The organism is Streptomyces sp. NPDC059740 (assembly GCF_042733155.1).
Taxonomy (GTDB): domain Bacteria; phylum Actinomycetota; class Actinomycetes; order Streptomycetales; family Streptomycetaceae; genus Streptomyces.
In genome coordinates, this window is sequence record NZ_JBHWGP010000033.1 from 1 (window position 1) to 14,716 (window position 14,716).

Here is a 14,716-nt window from a genome sequence, read left to right on the forward strand (position 1 = left end):
CAAAAGCCTCAAAGTCGACCGACATACCTACATAGCCACCCTCGACATCAAGATCTTGACACCAACGAACAGGCCTTAACTTCACGGCCTTGGCCTAAAGGGTGAGGTCACGGCTGCCGTTCGGACGCCGCCGGCCGGGGCCCGGTCGCACGGGGGCCGGGGCGGCCGCCCGTGGCTCCAGGGGGCCGTCCCCCCCGCCGCGCAGCGGGCGAGGTTGCGACCGTCGACGAGGGTGTGTCGGCGAGCGGTGGCATGAGGGGCACCGGGGCGGGCGGAGTCGGCTCGAACCGTTCGCAGCCGGCAGGTCACGACAGGCCGCGGCCCGCACCCCCGCTCGGCGGCGCCGTCCAGACCATGGCCAGGGCGAAGCCGAGGTCGTCGAACCGGGCCCCGGGGAAGACGCTGCCGTAGAGAGCGCGGAACTGTGCGCGCGAGAGGTAGCGGTCGCTGAGCAGGTGCGCCAGCCAGGGCCGGCTGTGCCAGAAGCGGAGCTGGAACCATGCGTCGCGAAGGCCGACGCGGCGGATCTCACGGGGGAAGTTCCCCAGTGCGGGCCAGGTGTACGCCTTCCGCGGCGGCGTCGGACACCGGTCGCAGACGTTGTCCACCAGGGCGACGGTGCCACCGGGCCGCACGAGCCCCTTCAGGTGCTCCAGCCCCGCACGGTAGTCCGCCAGGTGGTGCAGCATCGTGTGGCTGTAGACCAGGTCGAAGCCGTGCTCGTCGGTCAGGTCGAACAGGTCCCGCACCACGTAACGCACCTGGGGCCGCGCCCTCCTGGCCCGCGCGATCTCGATCAGAGGCCGGCTCAGGTCCAGGCCGACGACCTCCTCGAACCGGTCGGCCAGGGCAGCGGCCGCATGCCCGGGCCCGCAGCCGGCGTCCAGGGCCCGCCCGCCCCTCGGGTCCAGGCCGAGCAACCAGGCGGTGTTCTGCCCGGGGAGCAGGCTGACGAAGCGGTCGTAGGCGGAGGCGAACCCGTCGAAGGACCGGGGATCCACACTCTGCGTCATACGTTCTCCTACGGGCAGGTCGTGCGCGGTCGGCGGCGAGGAGGAGTCGCGGGTCCAGGCGCCGGCATCATCGGCTCCAGCCGAGTGCGCGGGAGATGGTGCGGGCGGTGGTCCGGATCGTCGGCAGCAGTTCCCGGAGCCGGGCGAGGTCCACCTGCGCGGCGCAGTGCCGTGACGGACAGGGCCTTGTGCACCGCGCCCGTGCCGTCCCGGACCGGGACGGCGATGCAGTTGACGAAGGGATCGTACTGCGCGTCGTCCGCCGCCCAGCCGCGCTCGCGGATCTCGCGCAGCTGGGCGGCGAAGCCGTCGGTGGTCGGCACCGTGGCGCCGGTGAACCGCTCGTAGGAGTAGTTCTCCATGACCTGCGCGCGCTCCTGCGGGGACATGTGGGCCAGGATCACCTGGCCGACGCCGGAGGTGTGCAGCACGACGGCCTTGCCGATCTGTGAGTAGGGCCGCACCCCACCCTGCGGATCCCTGTCCGTCAGCCGGGGGGCCGTTCGGGCGGGCGGCGGTCTTCCGCGACGAAGCGCCCGGCGCGGCGGTCTCACCGGGAGGCCTTGCGCCGGCGTCCTCGCCCTCTTCCGTACCGCGTCCCCGCCCCTCCACCGGCCCTCGCGTCCGTTGCCGCCGGGTCCTTTGGCGGTGTGCCCCGGTCCGCCGAGACGACCAGAGCCGCGAGGGCTGTGGTGACCGGGACCGAGGCGACCAGGCCGATCGAACCCACCAGTGTGCGCACGATCTCCTCGGCCACCAGCTCGCTGTTGGCGACCGTGCCCACGCCACTCTGCGCGACCGTGAAGAGCAGCAGCAGCGGCAACGCGGCGCCGGCATAGGCGAGGACGAGGGTGTTGACGACGGAGGCGATGTGGTCCCGGCCGATCCGTATGCCCGCGCGGTACAGGCCGCGCCAGTTCATGGCCGGATCGGCCTCGTGCAGTTCCCATACCGCCGATGTCTGCGTCACCGTCACGTCGTCCAGGACGCCGAGCGATCCGATGATGACGCCGGCCAGGAGCAGGCCGCTCATGTCGATCGACGGGTACAGATGGTGGATCAGACCCGTGTTGTCGTCCGTGTTGCCGGTGAGGGCGGACCGAGTGAGGAAATCCGAGCCCAGGAGGCCGATCAGCACGAGGGAGACGAGTGTGCCGAGTACGGCGACCGAGGTGCGGGCGGACAGCCCGTGGCACAGGTAGAGGGCGATGAGCATGATCGCGCTCGCCCCGACGACGGCCACCAGCAGGGGGTCGGAGCCCTGCAGGATCGCGGGGAGGACGAAGAGGGCGAGCACGAGGAAGCTCACGGCCAGGGCGACCAGGGCCATCACACCGCGCAGGCGGCCCACCACCACGACGGCGAGTGCGAAGATCCCCGCGAGCAGTGCCAGGGGCGTCCGGCGGTTCACGTCGGTGACGGAGTACCGCAGGCCCTTCGGTGCGGAGGGCTCGTAGGCCGTCACGACCCTCTCGCCCCGGGACAACTGCCGTGGCTGGGAGGGGTGCACGAGGTCGGTGAACGTACGGCCCCTGTCCTTGCCCGTGTCGAGCCGGATGGTCGCCTTCTTGCAGGTGCCGGACGCCGGTGGCAGCGCGGACGCCCCAGCGGCCGGGGAGGTGGCGCCGGCCGCTGGATCACTCGGGGGCCGGGCCGTCCTGCAGCTGACCGCGACGACTGCGGTGACCGTCGCCTGCTGCGTCTGCTGGTCGAAGCCGACACCGGTGTGCTTGTGCGGTGGGGCGGCCCCCGGCCACAGCACCACCAGTCCGACCACGACGGCAGCCGTGAACGGTACCAGGATCGCCGCGATGACCCGTCGCAGGTGCCGGGAGACCGGCGCAGCAGGCCCGTGACTGTGACTGTGACTGTGCGCGTGTCCGTGGTCGCGGGGCCTGCGGGCGGAACGGCCCCGCCCGGGCGCTGACGCGCGAGGAGATCCGGACGGGTCGGCTGTGTGACCGTACGCGTCGGTGGCGCCGTGCCTGGCCCGGGGGCGGGCCACGGTCTCGGGCTCGTCCCCGGCGCTGCGCCGGTCGGTCCGTTCCACACCTTCTCCCTCGCGGTCACCCCAGCCCCCCGGAGCCGGGCTCTCGTGGTGGCTCCGGGAAGGCTACGGGAACGCAGCGCGGTGCTCGCCCGTGCGGCACCTGTTCAGGGTGACCGGGCCGAGGCCCCTGCACGGTCGCAGGCGCCGGCGCACACGTGGTCGGGCGGCGCTCCCCGCCGGCTCACTTGCTGGAGCAGGGGAGGAGCGCCATCTCGCGCGCGTTCTTGACGGCGGTGGCGAGCCGGCGTTGCTGCTGGACGGTGACGCGCGTGACGCGACGGCTGCGGATCTTTCCGCGGTCGGAGATGAACCTGCGCAGCAACGTGGTGTCCTTGTAGTCGATAAAGGTGATGCCTGCCGCGTCGAGGGGGTTGGTGCGGGGCTTCACCGGCCTGTCGCCTGGGGCGCGTCGGGGCATGGGGGCTCCTCCTGCAGTGGTGTCGTCGGTCGTTGCACGGGTGGCTCAGGCGGCGTCGAGCAGCGGGGCGAACGCCGCCGGCAGTCGTTGCCAGCTCTCCGGGCCGGCCGCGTACTCGGCGTCCGTGAGCAGGCAGGAGTCCAGCAGCTCCGCTGTGCCGGACCGGTCCAGTCCGGGGGAGGTGAAGACCAGGTGCTGGCAGCGGTCGCCGTGCTCCGGGTGCCAGTCCAGGGCGGCGGCCGCACGGCGCACCGGGGGAACCAGGTCCCAGGCCGCGTCGGGCAGGGAGGCGAGCCAGGGGCCGGCGCTCTCCACGCACAGCGCGCCGCCGGCGGCGTCCCAGGCGAGCAGGGTGTCGGGTCGGTCGGCGAGCCAGAACCGGCCTCTGCTGCGCGCGGCGGCGCAGCACAGGTCTTCCAGCGCTTCGTAGAGGCGTTCGGGGTGGAAGGGCCGGGTGCGGTGCCAGACCAGCGTGGTGACGCCTGCCTCGTCCGCCTCCTGCGGCAGCAGCGCGCAGGCGGGGTGCTGGGCGGTGGCCGCCGCCTCCACGTCGAACCCCGCGAAGGCCAGTTCCGCCAGTTCGCCCGAGGCGGCGTCCACGCGGTGGGCGGTGGGGTGCAGTTGGGTGAGCAGGGCGTGGTCCTGCTCGTCCGCCTCCTCGCCGGCCACCAGCGCCAGGACGGGGGCGTACTCCAGTTGGCGGGCCCAGGTGTCGCCGACGGTGCGCCGGTCGGTGGCCGCCGCGGCGTGGCCGGTCTCGGCCAGGTCGTCCCCGTTGGCCAGCGTGGGCAGGACCAGGGCCGGGTCGACCGCGGTGACGACGTTGGTGAGCACGAGGTGCTCGCCGCTGTGCGCGGCCACGACCTCCGCCATGGCCTTGGGCTCGACCGAGTCCCACAGCTCGACGACGGCCAGCCGGGTCAGTCCGAGGCGGGCCAGGCGTTCCAGTTCGGGGACGAGGTCCTCGCGCAGCGCGCAGCAGGCGCAGTCGTTGACCAGCGGCGCCTTTCCGGACTCCTGCACGCCTGAGGCGTCCCGTACGTGTCGCCGCACGGTTCCCTCGGCCGCGGTGGCCAGGTCGTGGTGGAGCGCGACGCTGCCGGGGACCGCCCGCAGCAGACGGTCGACGACGTGTCGGCGGGCGTCGGTGTGCAGGCCGCCCACGAGCACGACGGGCAGTCGGCTTCCGGCGCGCATCAGCGGGCTCCGAGGTGGCCGTAGCGGCGTTCGAAGCGTTCCACCCGGCCGGCGGTGTCCAGCACGCGGGCGGTGCCGGTGTAGAAGGGGTGGCTGGCGGAGGAGGTCTCCACGTCGACGACGGGGTAGGTGTTGCCGTCCTCCCACTCGATGAGGTCGTCGCCGGTGAGCGTGGAGCGGGTGAGGAAGGCGAAGCCGGCCGCCTTGTCGCGGAAGACGACCGGGGCGTAGGAGGGGTGGATGCCGGGTTTCACGTCGGTCTCCCTGGGGTTGGGGTGGGTTCGGTCGGGGTGGGTCAGCGCTCTTCGCGGAATGCGACGTGCCGGCCGATCACGGGGTCGTACTTGCGCAGGGTGAGGCGGTCGGGGTCGTTCCGGCGGTTCTTGCGGGTCACGTAGGTGTGGCCGGTGCCCGCGGTGGAGCGGAGCCTGACGACGGGGCGTAGTTCGGGGCGAGCCATGGGCGCTACTATATGGGAATGATTTCCATTATCGATAGTCGCTCTCGCGGCGAGAGGTAGGTCACCCGTGTCCGCTCACTGCCAACTGACCGGTGTCCGACCGGCCTTCGGCAACCACATCTCCCACTCGCACCGGCGTACCTCCCGCCGCTTCAACCCGAACATCCAGCACAAGCGGTACTGGCTGCCCGGCGAATCCCGGCACGTGCGCCTCACGCTCAGCGCCCGGGCGATCAAAACCGTCGACACCATCGGCGTGGAGGCGGCCGTCGCCCGCATCCGCGCCAGGGGGGAGAGGGTCTGATGGCCAAGCGGAGCAAGATCGCGAAGAACGAGCAGCGCAAGGCCGTCGTCGCGCGCCATGCGGCACGGCGGGCCGAGTTGAAGGAGATCCTCCGCCGCCCGTCCTCGACCGGGGAGGAGCGCACAGCCGCCCTCGCCGAACTGCGGCGGCAGCCGCGCGACGCCAGTGCCACCCGGGTCCGCAACCGCGACAGCGTCGACGGCCGCCCCCGGGGGCACCTGCGCAGGTTCGGCCTCTCCCGGGTCCGGGTGAGGGAGCAGGCACACGCCGGCTTCCTGCCCGGCGTCACCAAGTCCTCCTGGTGAGGGACGTCAGCCCGGGTTGACCACAGTCCGGGTGGGGCAAGGGGACGCGCCCGTTCGACGCCCCACCCGGTGAACCCGCCACCGCCGTCGCTGCGTACCGGGGTGCCGGACGACGGATCAGCAACTGCCGGGCTGCGGGCGGCGCCCGCCCCGCAGCGCCTCGCTCACCTCAACCCGGGGCGGGAGCGCAGATCGGCGGGGCGTCGCCGCCGGGGCCGGCGGAACAGCCGACCCGGCAAGTACCGGAGCGCGGTGCCTGGTTGCGGCCGCCGCGCGGTCCTGGGTTGTCCTGCCCGCCGTGCTGTTCGCGCTCGCAGTGGCCGTCGAGGGCGGGAACGGGTCGAGGCCTGGTCGCCCCCCGGCCCCCTGGGGGATGCCTACAGGCGGACCAGCAGCCGGTGGACGCTGTTCCCGACGAAACCCGGGTGCCGCTCGATCTCCTCCTCCGGGACGGCGAGAGTGAGGTCGGGGAAGCGGGTGAAGAGGGCCTCCAGGGCGAGGGTCGCCTCCATGCGGGCCAGCGGGGCGCCGAGGCAGAAGTGGGCCCCGTGGCCCAGGCTGAGGTGGCGGGTGGCCTCGGTGCGGGTGAGATCGAAGCGGTCGGCGTCCGGGCCGTGCGCCTCCGGGTCGCGGCCGGCCGCGGAGTAGCCGGCCAGGACGGGCATGCCGGCCGGGATCGGGGTGTCGCTGCCGTCCAGGGTGAGCTCGCGGGTGGCGTACCGGAACGGGAAGTAGCTCACCGGGCTGTCCCAGCGCAGGGTCTCCTCGACCACGTCGGACCAGGTCGCCTCGCCGCCTTGCACCAGGGCCAGCTGGTCGGGGTGGGCACACAGGGCGCGGACGGCGTTCGTGATCAGGTTCAGGGTGGTCTCGTGGCCGGCGACGATCAGCAGCAGCATGGTACCGATGAGCTCCTCGGGGCTCAGCCGGTCACCGTCCTCGTCGCGGATGGCGATCAGAGCGCTGGTGAGGTCCTCGCCGGGGTCGGCGGCCCGCGCGGCGGCGAGTTCGGCGAGGAGAGCGGCCATCTCCCCGTTGACCCTGCGCACCTCCTCGGCGGCCAGGCCGGTGTCCACGATCAGGCTGGAGAGCTGGTGCAGCCGTCGCGCGTGCGCGTCGTCGACACCCAGCAGGTGGCAGATGACGCCCATCGGCAGGGGCAGGGCGAAGTGCTGCCTCAGGTCGACGACGCCCTCGTGCGCGTCGGCCACGGTGCGCAACCCGTCGAGGAGCTGGGTGAGCATGGTGTGGACGCGGGGGCGCAGGTTCTCCAGGCGGCGGGGCGTGAAGGTGCTGCCGACGAGTTGGCGCAGGCGACGGTGGTCGGCGCCGTCGGCGGTGGTCATCCCGGGGACGGTGGCGAAGGTGGTCAGGGGCCAGCCGTCGGGCACCCGGCCCTCCTGGAGGGCGGTGAAGTGCCGGGGCGACTTGGCGACGTCGGGGTGGGTGAGGAACTCCCGCAGGGCGTGGTGGCCCAGGACGACGAAGCCCTCGACGTCACCGGGCATCACGACCCGGGCGACCGGGTCCTCCTGCAGGAGCCGGGCGTTGCGGGCGTGCGGGCAGCCGCCGGAGACGTCGATGCGGTGGGGGCCGGTGCGGGGCTCGGCAGCGGTCACGGGGCGGTCCTCCTGGTGGCGGGCAGGGACGGGCGGTCGGCGGCCGGCGGGGGCGCGGGGGCGGCCGGCCGGGCGGCGGAGAACCGCACCGGGAGGGCTGCGGGCGCCTTCGACCAGGTCGAGGGGATCCAGGGCAACTCCTCCTCGGGCATGGTCAGTTCGACGTCCGGGAGGCGGTGGCAGAGGGTGTCGATGGCGGTGCGGGTGATGAGCCACGCGGGGTCCTGGGCTGGGCAGACGTGCGGACCGGCGCCGAAGGAGACCCAGGAGCGGTTGCCGGTGACCGGCTGCCCGTCCGGCGGCTGGACGGCGGGGTCGGCGTTGGCGCCGGCCAGGCCCAGGATGATCATGTCGCCCGCCCGGACCGGCTGGCCGCCGAACTCCAGGTCCCGGGTGGCGTAGCGGGCGGGGAAGTTCTGCACCGGCGCCTGCTGCCACAACACCTGCCCCAGGGCGTTGTCCAGGCTGACGCTGCCTCGGGTGAGGGAGAAGCGCCAGGCGGGGTCGCACAGCATGACGTGCAGGGTGGTGGCGATCCAGGCGACGGTGGCCTGGTTGCCGGCGACGAAGAGGACGGTGAGGTTGTGCAGCACCTCCTCGTCGCTCAGGGCGGCGGGATGTTGCAGCAGGGCGGAGATGACGTCGTCCGCCGGGTTCTCCCGCTTGTCGGCGATCAGGGCGGCGAGGATGCGCGCGGTCTCGGCGTTCGCCTGCTGCGAGGCCTCGTTGGTCAGGGCGGTGGCACTGATGGCCTGGGTGAAGCGGCGCCCGGTGTCCTCGTCGAGGCCGGCCAGGGCCGCGATGACCTGCCTCGGCAGCATGCGGGCGAACTGCGCCACCAGGTCGGCCTCACCCGCGCCGGCGAACTCGGCGATGAGGCGTTCAGCGAGCTCCCGTACCAGGCGGCGCAGATCGTGCCCGTCGATCGCCTTCAGCGCGTCGGAGACGGCCGCACGGATGCGGCGGTGCTGCCGGCCGTCGGCGAACAGGACGGCGGGGCGCCAGCCGACGAACGGCATCAGGGGGGAGTCCGGCGGGATGCGGCCCTCGCGCAGCAGGTTCCAGTGGCGTGGGTCGTGGCTGAAATCGGCCTCGTTGGTGGCCACCTGCCGCAGCTCGTTCCAGCCGATGACCAGCCAGGCCTCCACCCCGTCGGCGATGGAGACCGGGGCGAGCGGCCCGTAGCGGGCGCGCAGATCGCTGTACAGCTCGTGCGGGACGCCGCCGCCCACGTGGGGGCCGTAGATCGGGGTGGCCGCCGCCCGGGTGGGTGCCACGGGCTCCGCCGGCGCCGCGGCTGCCTCGGACGGTCCGGGCCGTGGGGTGGGGGCGGCGGTCATCAGGACTCCCGGTTGATCAGGTGGTTGACGAGGGCGATCAGCGCGCGGATGCAGGAGGCGTTGTCGCGGGCGTCGCACTCCAGCAAGGGGGTGTGCGGCAGCAGGTCCAGCGCGGACCGCAGGTCGGCGGCCGGGTGCGCCGGGCTGTGGGGGAAGGTGTTGGCGGCCACGGCGAAGGGCAGGTTCAGCTCCTCCAGGTTGTCCAGTGCCTCGAAGGCCGCGGACAGGTCGGCGGTGTCGATCAGCGCCAGCGCGCCGACGGCGCCTTTGGCGAGGTCCCGCCAGGCGGGCAGGAAGCGTTGCTGACCGGGGGTGCCGAAGAGGTAGAGGACCAGTTCGTCGCCCGGCCGGCCGAGGGTGAGGCGGCCGAAGTCCAGGGCGACGGTGGTGGTCCGCTTGGCGGTGCGCAGCGCGCCGTCCGCGGGGACACCGGCCCGGGTCATGGCGGCGTCCGTGCTCAGCGGCGGGATCTCCGAGACGGTAGAGATGAACGTGGTCTTGCCCACCCCCAGCGGCCCCACGATCAGGATCTTGGCGACCGCGGCGGCGCTGGCGGCCACGTACTTGCCTGCGGGCTGCGCCCCGCGCGCCCCCGGTGGCGTGTTTCCGTGCCCCGGGTCGGTGAGGGGAGCCTGGTCAGAGGCGGCTGTGAAGGCCATGCAGCAGTTTCTCCAGCATGTCGGGGTCCGGTCGTTCCGCCGGCCGGACCGGGCCGCGGGCGGTGAGGAGACCGCGGTCGAGCAGGTCGGCCAGCAACACCTGGACGACCGGGGCGGGTTGTCCCAGGTGTGCGGCGACCTCCGCCAGCGACAGCAGCCCCTGGCACTGCCCGAGGATCTCCAGGTGCTCCGGCTGGAGATCCGGCGGCGCCGGGCGGCCGGTGGCGATGACGAGGGTCTCCCAGGGAAGCGGGTCGCCGCCGCTGTCGCTGCGCCCACCAGTGATCACGTAGGGGCGGATCGCCGAGGGCACCTGCTCCATGGTCAGGAGACCGCCGCGTCCCGGGGCAGACTGCTGAGATGGTGGCCGATCTGGGCGATGAGCACCTGCATCTGCTGCGCGACCAGGCCGACGTCGGCCCGCTGGTCGGTGGCCACCACCAGCAGCGCCCCCACCCCGGCGTCGGTGACCAGGACGAACCCGGTCTCGGACTCGACCATCATCTGCCGCACCGTCTCGTCGTTCAGCAGCAGCATCGCCGCGGAACGGCCGGTCGCCGCCAGCCCCGAGCTCGTCGCGGCCAGCGACTCCGCCTCCTCGACCCGCAGCGGCTCCACCGCGGGTTCCTCACAGGAGCGGTGTCCCAGGCACAGACCGTCCTCGGAGGAGACGACGGCGTGCCGCACCCCCGGGATGCGCGTCATCGGTTGCAGCATCCAGCCCAGGTCGGGCAGTTGACGCATCGGCTGGTTCACCACTGTCCTCCAGAATTCGTGTTCGTCTCCGCCCGCTCACCCGTCGCCGCACCGCCGGCCCCGGGCGCCGGGGCGCCGTCCACCGGGCCGGGGTCCGCCGCCGGGTCGGCGCTCCGCTCGCCTGCCGCGGCACCGCTGGTCACGGAAGCACGTGCGGACTGTGCCCGGCCACGGCGCGTTCCGGCCACCACGCCGGCCACCGAGGCCCCGGCGTCCTGCGGGCTCCACTTGCCGGCGGGGGACGCCGAGTCGCCGTCGGGGGGAGCCGGTGCGGCGGGCGGAGAGGGGGCCGCTGCCCGGGCAGACGGAACCGCCTCCGGCGCGGGAGTTGACGAAGCGGCAGTAGGTGGAGGCGGAGTCGTGAGCGGTGCCGGCGATCCGGCCGGCCCCCTGACGGCTTCACCCGTGGCGGGGGCGGGGCCGCCACGGCTCCTGCGGGCCCGGCGCTGCGGCAGTCCCGACCTGCCCTCGGTGCCGCCGGCGGTCTCCGACCCGGTGCGCTGTTCCGGGAGCGTCACCGCCGCGGACGGGCCTGCCGTCATCATGCCGGCCGGCGGAGTGTGACCGGACTCGGTCAGGAGCTGGTGGGGGATGAAGACGGTGGCGCGTATGCCCCCGTAGGCGGAAGCCCCGCTGAGGTCGACGGCGAGCCCGAGTTCCCGCGCCCACCGCCCCACACACGCCAGGCCCAGCCGCGGCATCGCACCCAGCTGTGCGACCTCCAGCTCCTCCCGGATGCTGGTCACCGCCCGCTCCAGCACATCGGGTGCCATACCCAGGCTCGCGTCGTCGATCTGGATGACCACGCCCGCGCCGACCTCGCGGAAGGTGACGATGACGGACGTGCTCGGCGGGGAGAACGTCGTCGCGTTCTGGCAGAGCTCCGCCAGGACGTGCATCAGGCCCTCGACCGCGGGGGCCACGAGGTACAGGTTCTGTCCGCCGTGCACCTCGACCCGGCTGAACTCGATGATCCGCGACTGCGCACCGCGCACGCAGTCGTACAGCGAGACCGGGCTCGTCTCCCGGCGGGCCGGCCAGATGCCGGACATCACCAGCAGCGTCTGGGCCTTGTGGATCATCTGCGCCGCCGCGTGGTCGGCACGCATCACCTTGCCCATCAGAGCGGGGTCCTGGGTGTTGCGGCCGATGTCGTCGAGCACGCCCTGCTGCACGGTGGCCATCGCGTGCATCGTGCGTGCCACCGACTCGTAGGCGGACTGCACCGAGTCCCGCAGGGTCCGCTCGTACCGTGCGCCCTCGTCCTGACACAGCGCGCTGTGCAGCCGCTTCACCGCGGTGGCGAAGTCCTCGCCCACACCGCTGGTGCCCAGGACGGACGGAATCCGGGCGGGGTGCTGCTGCCCACCGCGGGCCCGCTCGGCCACCGCGGGCAGGACCACCTGCGCCAGATGCAGCACCTCGGCAGCGCGCCCCGCTGCGATCTGCTCCTGCTCCCGGCGGGCGGCCCGCTCCCGCGCTCCGCCACGGCGCGAGGCCACGAGGAACGGCAGGAGGACCAGGACTCCGATCACCACCCCGAGCCCGGCGCTCTCGACAGTCGTCATGAGGCATCGGCCTGGGGTGGGGGGATCACGAGTGCGCCTTTCGTCGTCCTGCGGACAGGGGAGGCAGGACGCGAAGCGGCCCGCCGGGTGTGTGGGTACCAGCTGCCTGAACCGATGGAGAAACTGTGGATAAACGCTCGAATGGCGTCAGTGTATGTCGCACACAGGTCCGGTTGGCAAGAACTGCCTGCGATATGAGTGGACTTGCCACGAGGAATTCGCGTGGCGGCATATGCCACCCCGTCAGCGGCGGGGGCAACCGCTCTGACCTGCGGTGGTCTGCGGCACTGTGCGGTTTTTGACGTGTTCTGCGGCGACCGCCCGAGGTTCACCGTTCGGCCCTGTTCCTCGCGCGTCCCACCGCTTCGACAAGCGTCGGAGTGCCCTCGAACGCGCCGGGCGAGGGCGGCGGCCGGAGCATGAGCATGTGTCCGGCCGTCAGATGCGCCGGCTCGCACGGGCCCACACGGGGAGCGAGCCCGGTGGCGAGGGAACTGATCGCTGCTCGGCCCTCAGCGCGCCCCGTCCCCGCCGCACCGGACCGGTGGCCGCACCGGACCGGCGGGCCGCGCCTGACCCGGCGGTCGTCCGCCGCCCCGGGCACGGCCCGCCCCCGTCCGGTCGGGATCAGCGCAGGGTCAGCGCGCCCGCCGCCTCCGCACCGCTGGAGGTGTTGATGGTCGAGTCCGGCCGGGGCGGCGCGTGCCGTACGAAGATGCCGGCGACCTCCCCGCCGAAGACCAGCGGCGCCAGCACCATTTCGCGTTCGGCCGGGTCGAGCCCCGGCAGCACCACCCGGGCGGGACGCACCCGTCGCTGGACGACGTACCGCTCGGTGGGGTCGGCCAGGCGCTTGCGCAGCTCCGCCGCCCACTCCTGGTCGGACAGCACGCAGCCGAAGACGATGTCCTTGCCGCCGTAGGCCGAGGCCGGCTTGCAGAGCAGGTCCGCCCGGCCGTCCAGCGCCCGCTCCTCGGTCCCGGGGGCGAGCGTGAAGGTCTCCGGCACGTACCGCTCGACCAGGTCCCGCTCCCTCGCGTCGAGCAGGCCGGCGTGCGCCGGGTCGAAGAGGAGCGCCAGGTTGGCCTTGTTGTCATGCAGTGCGGCGGCCGGTGAGCCGACGAAGTCGACCTTGCCCGCGGTGTCCAGCTCGACCAGGCGCCGGGTGAGCGCCGGCGGTACGAACCGCTTGGCCTCGTGCCAGGTGTAACCGGTGAAGACGGCGTGGACCCGCTCGCCCTCGAAGAAGGCGCCGTCGTCGGTGAGTTCCAGGTCGTGGACGAGGCCGCCGCTGAAGGCGTACCCGGCCGAGCGGACCATGTCGGCGAAGAACCGGCGCCCGCCGGCGGTGTCCGCGGGGTTGGCGGTGGCCTCGAAGACGCGCACCGGTGCGCCGTCCGCCGGCCGTCGGCGGACCAGCCGGCCGAAGACCTCCAGCCAGACCCGCGAGGTGTCGGTGGCGTGCATCTGAAGCCCCCGGGCGGCCAGATGGCCGGCGTAGGCCGAATCGGCCGCTGCCGCGGCGTAGGGCGCGCAGGTGCTCAGGCCGCCGAGGGAGGCCGCCACGTTGAGCTCGACGAGTTTGAGGCCCTCGTCGGTGACGACCATGTCGGGGCGTTGGAAGGCGGTCGCGATCCCGGCCAGATGCGGCCGGCGCAGCGCCTCGGTCGTCAGCTCGACGTCCGCCTCCGGCAGCCCGAGCCAGTGGGCCCAGCCGGTCAGGTCGTCACCGAACACCCGGCGGGGGAAGTCGCAGATGAGGGCGGAGAGTTGCAGTGCCACCGATGTCGTCGTCCCGACGGCGGACTCGGTGAGGACCTGCGGCGGGTAGGTGTGCACCCAGCCGGGCCGGCTCAACCGCTCCTGGAAGGCCCTGCGGTCGGCCGCCACCGCCTCGCCGCCGTCGAACTCCCGCCAGGCGGCCACGGCCCGCGGGTCCAGCCAGTCCCAGGCGCTCATGACAGCTTCCCCGCGGTGCGCAGCGCGTCCAGCACCAGGCCGACCGCCTCGGAGGAGCGGTCCTCGCCGGTGGCCCGCCGGTGGTAGCTGAGGCCACCGGGATTGACCATGTTGACCTCGATGACGTACGGGAACGCAAGGTCGATGCCGGAGTAGAAGATGCCCAGGTCCATCATCCGCTTGCCGAGCCGGCGGACGAACGCGTTCTCCTCATCGGTCAGCTGCAGCGGCGAGAAGCGCGCCCCGAGGGTGGCGTTGGAGCGGTGGTCGTCCTCCGGGTGGTGCCGGTTGAAACCCGCGACGGGCCGGTCGCCGGCGATGATGACGCGCTTCTCGTTCTCGCGGACGTTGGGGATGTACTCCTGGACGGCGGCGTGCCGCTTGGCCATGCCGATGATGTCGCGGCCGTAACGCCCGTTGCGTGAGGCGGCGTTGCCGGTGGCGGAGCTGAGCAGCGCCGACCGGTTGCGGTCGCGCCTGTTGACGACGTAGACGTCCGCGCCGCACCCCTCGCTGGTCGGTTTGACCACCCAGGAGCGGTCGGCGTCGGACTCGACCAGGTCGGTGAGGAAGTCGAAGTCGTTGGAGACGTAGGAGACCGGCAGGTTCTCCGCGGGCACCACCGCACCCAGGTTGATCTTGGAGTTGAGGTAGAAGAGGGCCGTGGCGTCGTTGACGAACGGGACGCGCTGGTTGAGCAGCCACAGCAGCCGGAAGGAGTCGTCCTCCGCCTCCGGGTGGGTGCCGGCCAGCACCCACACCAGGTCGAACTCCTCGGCGGACGCGTAGGTCTCCCGCATCCGCGGGAAGTCGCCGCCGGCGGCGAACTCCTCGGTGAGCCGGACCCGGTCGCAGACCACGACGGACCGGTGCACGTTGAGGGTGTCGATGTCGCCCACGTGCACCTCGTGGCCCTCGCGGTGCAGGGCGCTGGGGATGATCGAGTGGTTGTTCAGCTCGGCGGTGGACGCCTCGGGAACGAGTATGAGGATCTTGTACGGCAAGGAAGGTCCTTCCGGTGAGCACCGGTGAGAGCCGGTGCGCGTCGGTGGTGTGCGAGAGGCTGGG

17 protein-coding genes are annotated in these 14,716 nt (G+C 72.9%); 2 read left to right on the plus strand and 15 right to left on the minus strand.

Annotated elements, in window-relative coordinates:
- Positions 1-305 precede the first annotated feature (305 nt).
- From ACFV3R_RS27610 to rpmG, 7 genes are all read right to left on the minus strand, one after another.
- Positions 306-1,013: a class I SAM-dependent methyltransferase gene (locus ACFV3R_RS27610; RefSeq protein ID WP_385588765.1), complete on the minus strand. Its 708-nt coding sequence runs from the start codon at positions 1,011-1,013 to the stop codon at positions 306-308.
- An 8-nt stretch (positions 1,014-1,021) separates the two neighbouring features.
- Entirely contained in the window at positions 1,022-1,477 is a 456-nt protein-coding gene (locus tag ACFV3R_RS27615; RefSeq protein WP_385588767.1) for an IclR family transcriptional regulator C-terminal domain-containing protein, read from the minus strand.
- A gap of 86 nt (positions 1,478-1,563) precedes the next feature.
- On the minus strand, positions 1,564-3,063 hold the full coding sequence (locus tag ACFV3R_RS27620) for a YibE/F family protein (RefSeq protein WP_385588769.1): 1,500 nt from the start codon (positions 3,061-3,063) through the stop codon (positions 1,564-1,566).
- A gap of 181 nt (positions 3,064-3,244) precedes the next feature.
- Complete coding sequence (gene rpsR / locus ACFV3R_RS27625) at positions 3,245-3,481, minus strand: 30S ribosomal protein S18 (protein ID WP_385588771.1); 237 nt, start codon at positions 3,479-3,481, stop codon at positions 3,245-3,247.
- 45 nt (positions 3,482-3,526) lie between these two features.
- Positions 3,527-4,678 (minus strand): CobW family GTP-binding protein, encoded by a 1,152-nt coding sequence (locus ACFV3R_RS27630; protein ID WP_385588773.1) that lies wholly within the window; start codon positions 4,676-4,678, stop codon positions 3,527-3,529.
- Positions 4,678-4,932 (minus strand): type B 50S ribosomal protein L31, encoded by a 255-nt coding sequence (locus tag ACFV3R_RS27635; protein ID WP_385588775.1) that lies wholly within the window; start codon positions 4,930-4,932, stop codon positions 4,678-4,680. Before ACFV3R_RS27635 ends, ACFV3R_RS27630 begins: the two co-directional genes overlap by 1 nt.
- Before the next feature lie 41 nt (positions 4,933-4,973).
- Complete coding sequence (gene rpmG / locus ACFV3R_RS27640) at positions 4,974-5,138, minus strand: 50S ribosomal protein L33 (protein ID WP_385588777.1); 165 nt, start codon at positions 5,136-5,138, stop codon at positions 4,974-4,976.
- Positions 5,139-5,205: 67 nt separating this feature from the next.
- Here rpmG and rpmB point away from each other — a divergent pair, with 67 nt between their 5' ends.
- A complete protein-coding gene (gene rpmB, locus ACFV3R_RS27645) occupies positions 5,206-5,442 on the plus strand; it encodes a 50S ribosomal protein L28 (protein ID WP_385588779.1) in 237 nt (78 codons plus the stop codon).
- On the plus strand, positions 5,442-5,747 hold the full coding sequence (gene rpsN / locus ACFV3R_RS27650; protein WP_385588781.1) for a 30S ribosomal protein S14: 306 nt from the start codon (positions 5,442-5,444) through the stop codon (positions 5,745-5,747). The genes rpmB and rpsN overlap by 1 nt, the downstream gene beginning before the upstream one ends.
- 377 nt (positions 5,748-6,124) lie before the next feature.
- Here the strand turns inward: rpsN and ACFV3R_RS27655 are convergent, their stop codons facing one another.
- The 8 genes from ACFV3R_RS27655 to ACFV3R_RS27690 form a co-directional block, all read right to left on the minus strand.
- Positions 6,125-7,366, minus strand: coding sequence for a cytochrome P450 (locus tag ACFV3R_RS27655; RefSeq protein WP_385588783.1), 1,242 nt, complete (start codon positions 7,364-7,366; stop codon positions 6,125-6,127).
- Positions 7,363-8,706 (minus strand): cytochrome P450, encoded by a 1,344-nt coding sequence (locus tag ACFV3R_RS27660; protein WP_385588785.1) that lies wholly within the window; start codon positions 8,704-8,706, stop codon positions 7,363-7,365. Before ACFV3R_RS27660 ends, ACFV3R_RS27655 begins: the two co-directional genes overlap by 4 nt.
- Entirely contained in the window at positions 8,706-9,365 is a 660-nt protein-coding gene (locus ACFV3R_RS27665) for an ATP/GTP-binding protein (RefSeq protein WP_385588787.1), read from the minus strand. Before ACFV3R_RS27665 ends, ACFV3R_RS27660 begins: the two co-directional genes overlap by 1 nt.
- Positions 9,343-9,687 carry a DUF742 domain-containing protein gene (locus ACFV3R_RS27670; protein WP_385588789.1) on the minus strand — a complete coding sequence of 115 codons (345 nt, stop codon included), beginning with the start codon at positions 9,685-9,687 and terminating at the stop codon, positions 9,343-9,345. Before ACFV3R_RS27670 ends, ACFV3R_RS27665 begins: the two co-directional genes overlap by 23 nt.
- Before the next feature lie 2 nt (positions 9,688-9,689).
- On the minus strand, positions 9,690-10,121 hold the full coding sequence (locus ACFV3R_RS27675) for a roadblock/LC7 domain-containing protein (protein WP_385588790.1): 432 nt from the start codon (positions 10,119-10,121) through the stop codon (positions 9,690-9,692).
- Positions 10,118-11,689 carry an ATP-binding protein gene (locus ACFV3R_RS27680; protein ID WP_385588792.1) on the minus strand — a complete coding sequence of 524 codons (1,572 nt, stop codon included), beginning with the start codon at positions 11,687-11,689 and terminating at the stop codon, positions 10,118-10,120. Before ACFV3R_RS27680 ends, ACFV3R_RS27675 begins: the two co-directional genes overlap by 4 nt.
- A 627-nt stretch (positions 11,690-12,316) precedes the next feature.
- Complete coding sequence (locus tag ACFV3R_RS27685) at positions 12,317-13,648, minus strand: hypothetical protein (RefSeq protein WP_385588794.1); 1,332 nt, start codon at positions 13,646-13,648, stop codon at positions 12,317-12,319.
- Positions 13,645-14,652, minus strand: coding sequence for a RimK family alpha-L-glutamate ligase (locus tag ACFV3R_RS27690; RefSeq protein WP_385588796.1), 1,008 nt, complete (start codon positions 14,650-14,652; stop codon positions 13,645-13,647). The genes ACFV3R_RS27685 and ACFV3R_RS27690 overlap by 4 nt, the downstream gene beginning before the upstream one ends.
- Positions 14,653-14,716 lie beyond the last annotated feature (64 nt).

Excerpts from the sequence above, each read along its gene's own strand:
- ACFV3R_RS27610 (WP_385588765.1), bottom strand. The coding sequence starts at position 1,013 with ATGACGCAGAGTGTGGATCCCCGGTCCTTCGACGGGTTCGCCTCCGCC.
- rpsR (WP_385588771.1), bottom strand. The coding sequence starts at position 3,481 with ATGCCCCGACGCGCCCCAGGCGACAGGCCGGTGAAGCCCCGCACCAAC.
- ACFV3R_RS27630 (WP_385588773.1), bottom strand. The coding sequence starts at position 4,678 with ATGCGCGCCGGAAGCCGACTGCCCGTCGTGCTCGTGGGCGGCCTGCAC.
- rpmG (WP_385588777.1), bottom strand. The coding sequence starts at position 5,138 with ATGGCTCGCCCCGAACTACGCCCCGTCGTCAGGCTCCGCTCCACCGCG.
- rpsN (WP_385588781.1), top strand. The coding sequence starts at position 5,442 with ATGGCCAAGCGGAGCAAGATCGCGAAGAACGAGCAGCGCAAGGCCGTC.
- ACFV3R_RS27660 (WP_385588785.1), bottom strand. The coding sequence starts at position 8,706 with ATGACCGCCGCCCCCACCCCACGGCCCGGACCGTCCGAGGCAGCCGCG.
- ACFV3R_RS27665 (WP_385588787.1), bottom strand. The coding sequence starts at position 9,365 with ATGGCCTTCACAGCCGCCTCTGACCAGGCTCCCCTCACCGACCCGGGG.
- ACFV3R_RS27670 (WP_385588789.1), bottom strand. The coding sequence starts at position 9,687 with ATGGAGCAGGTGCCCTCGGCGATCCGCCCCTACGTGATCACTGGTGGG.
- ACFV3R_RS27680 (WP_385588792.1), bottom strand. The coding sequence starts at position 11,689 with ATGACGACTGTCGAGAGCGCCGGGCTCGGGGTGGTGATCGGAGTCCTG.
- ACFV3R_RS27685 (WP_385588794.1), bottom strand. The coding sequence starts at position 13,648 with ATGAGCGCCTGGGACTGGCTGGACCCGCGGGCCGTGGCCGCCTGGCGG.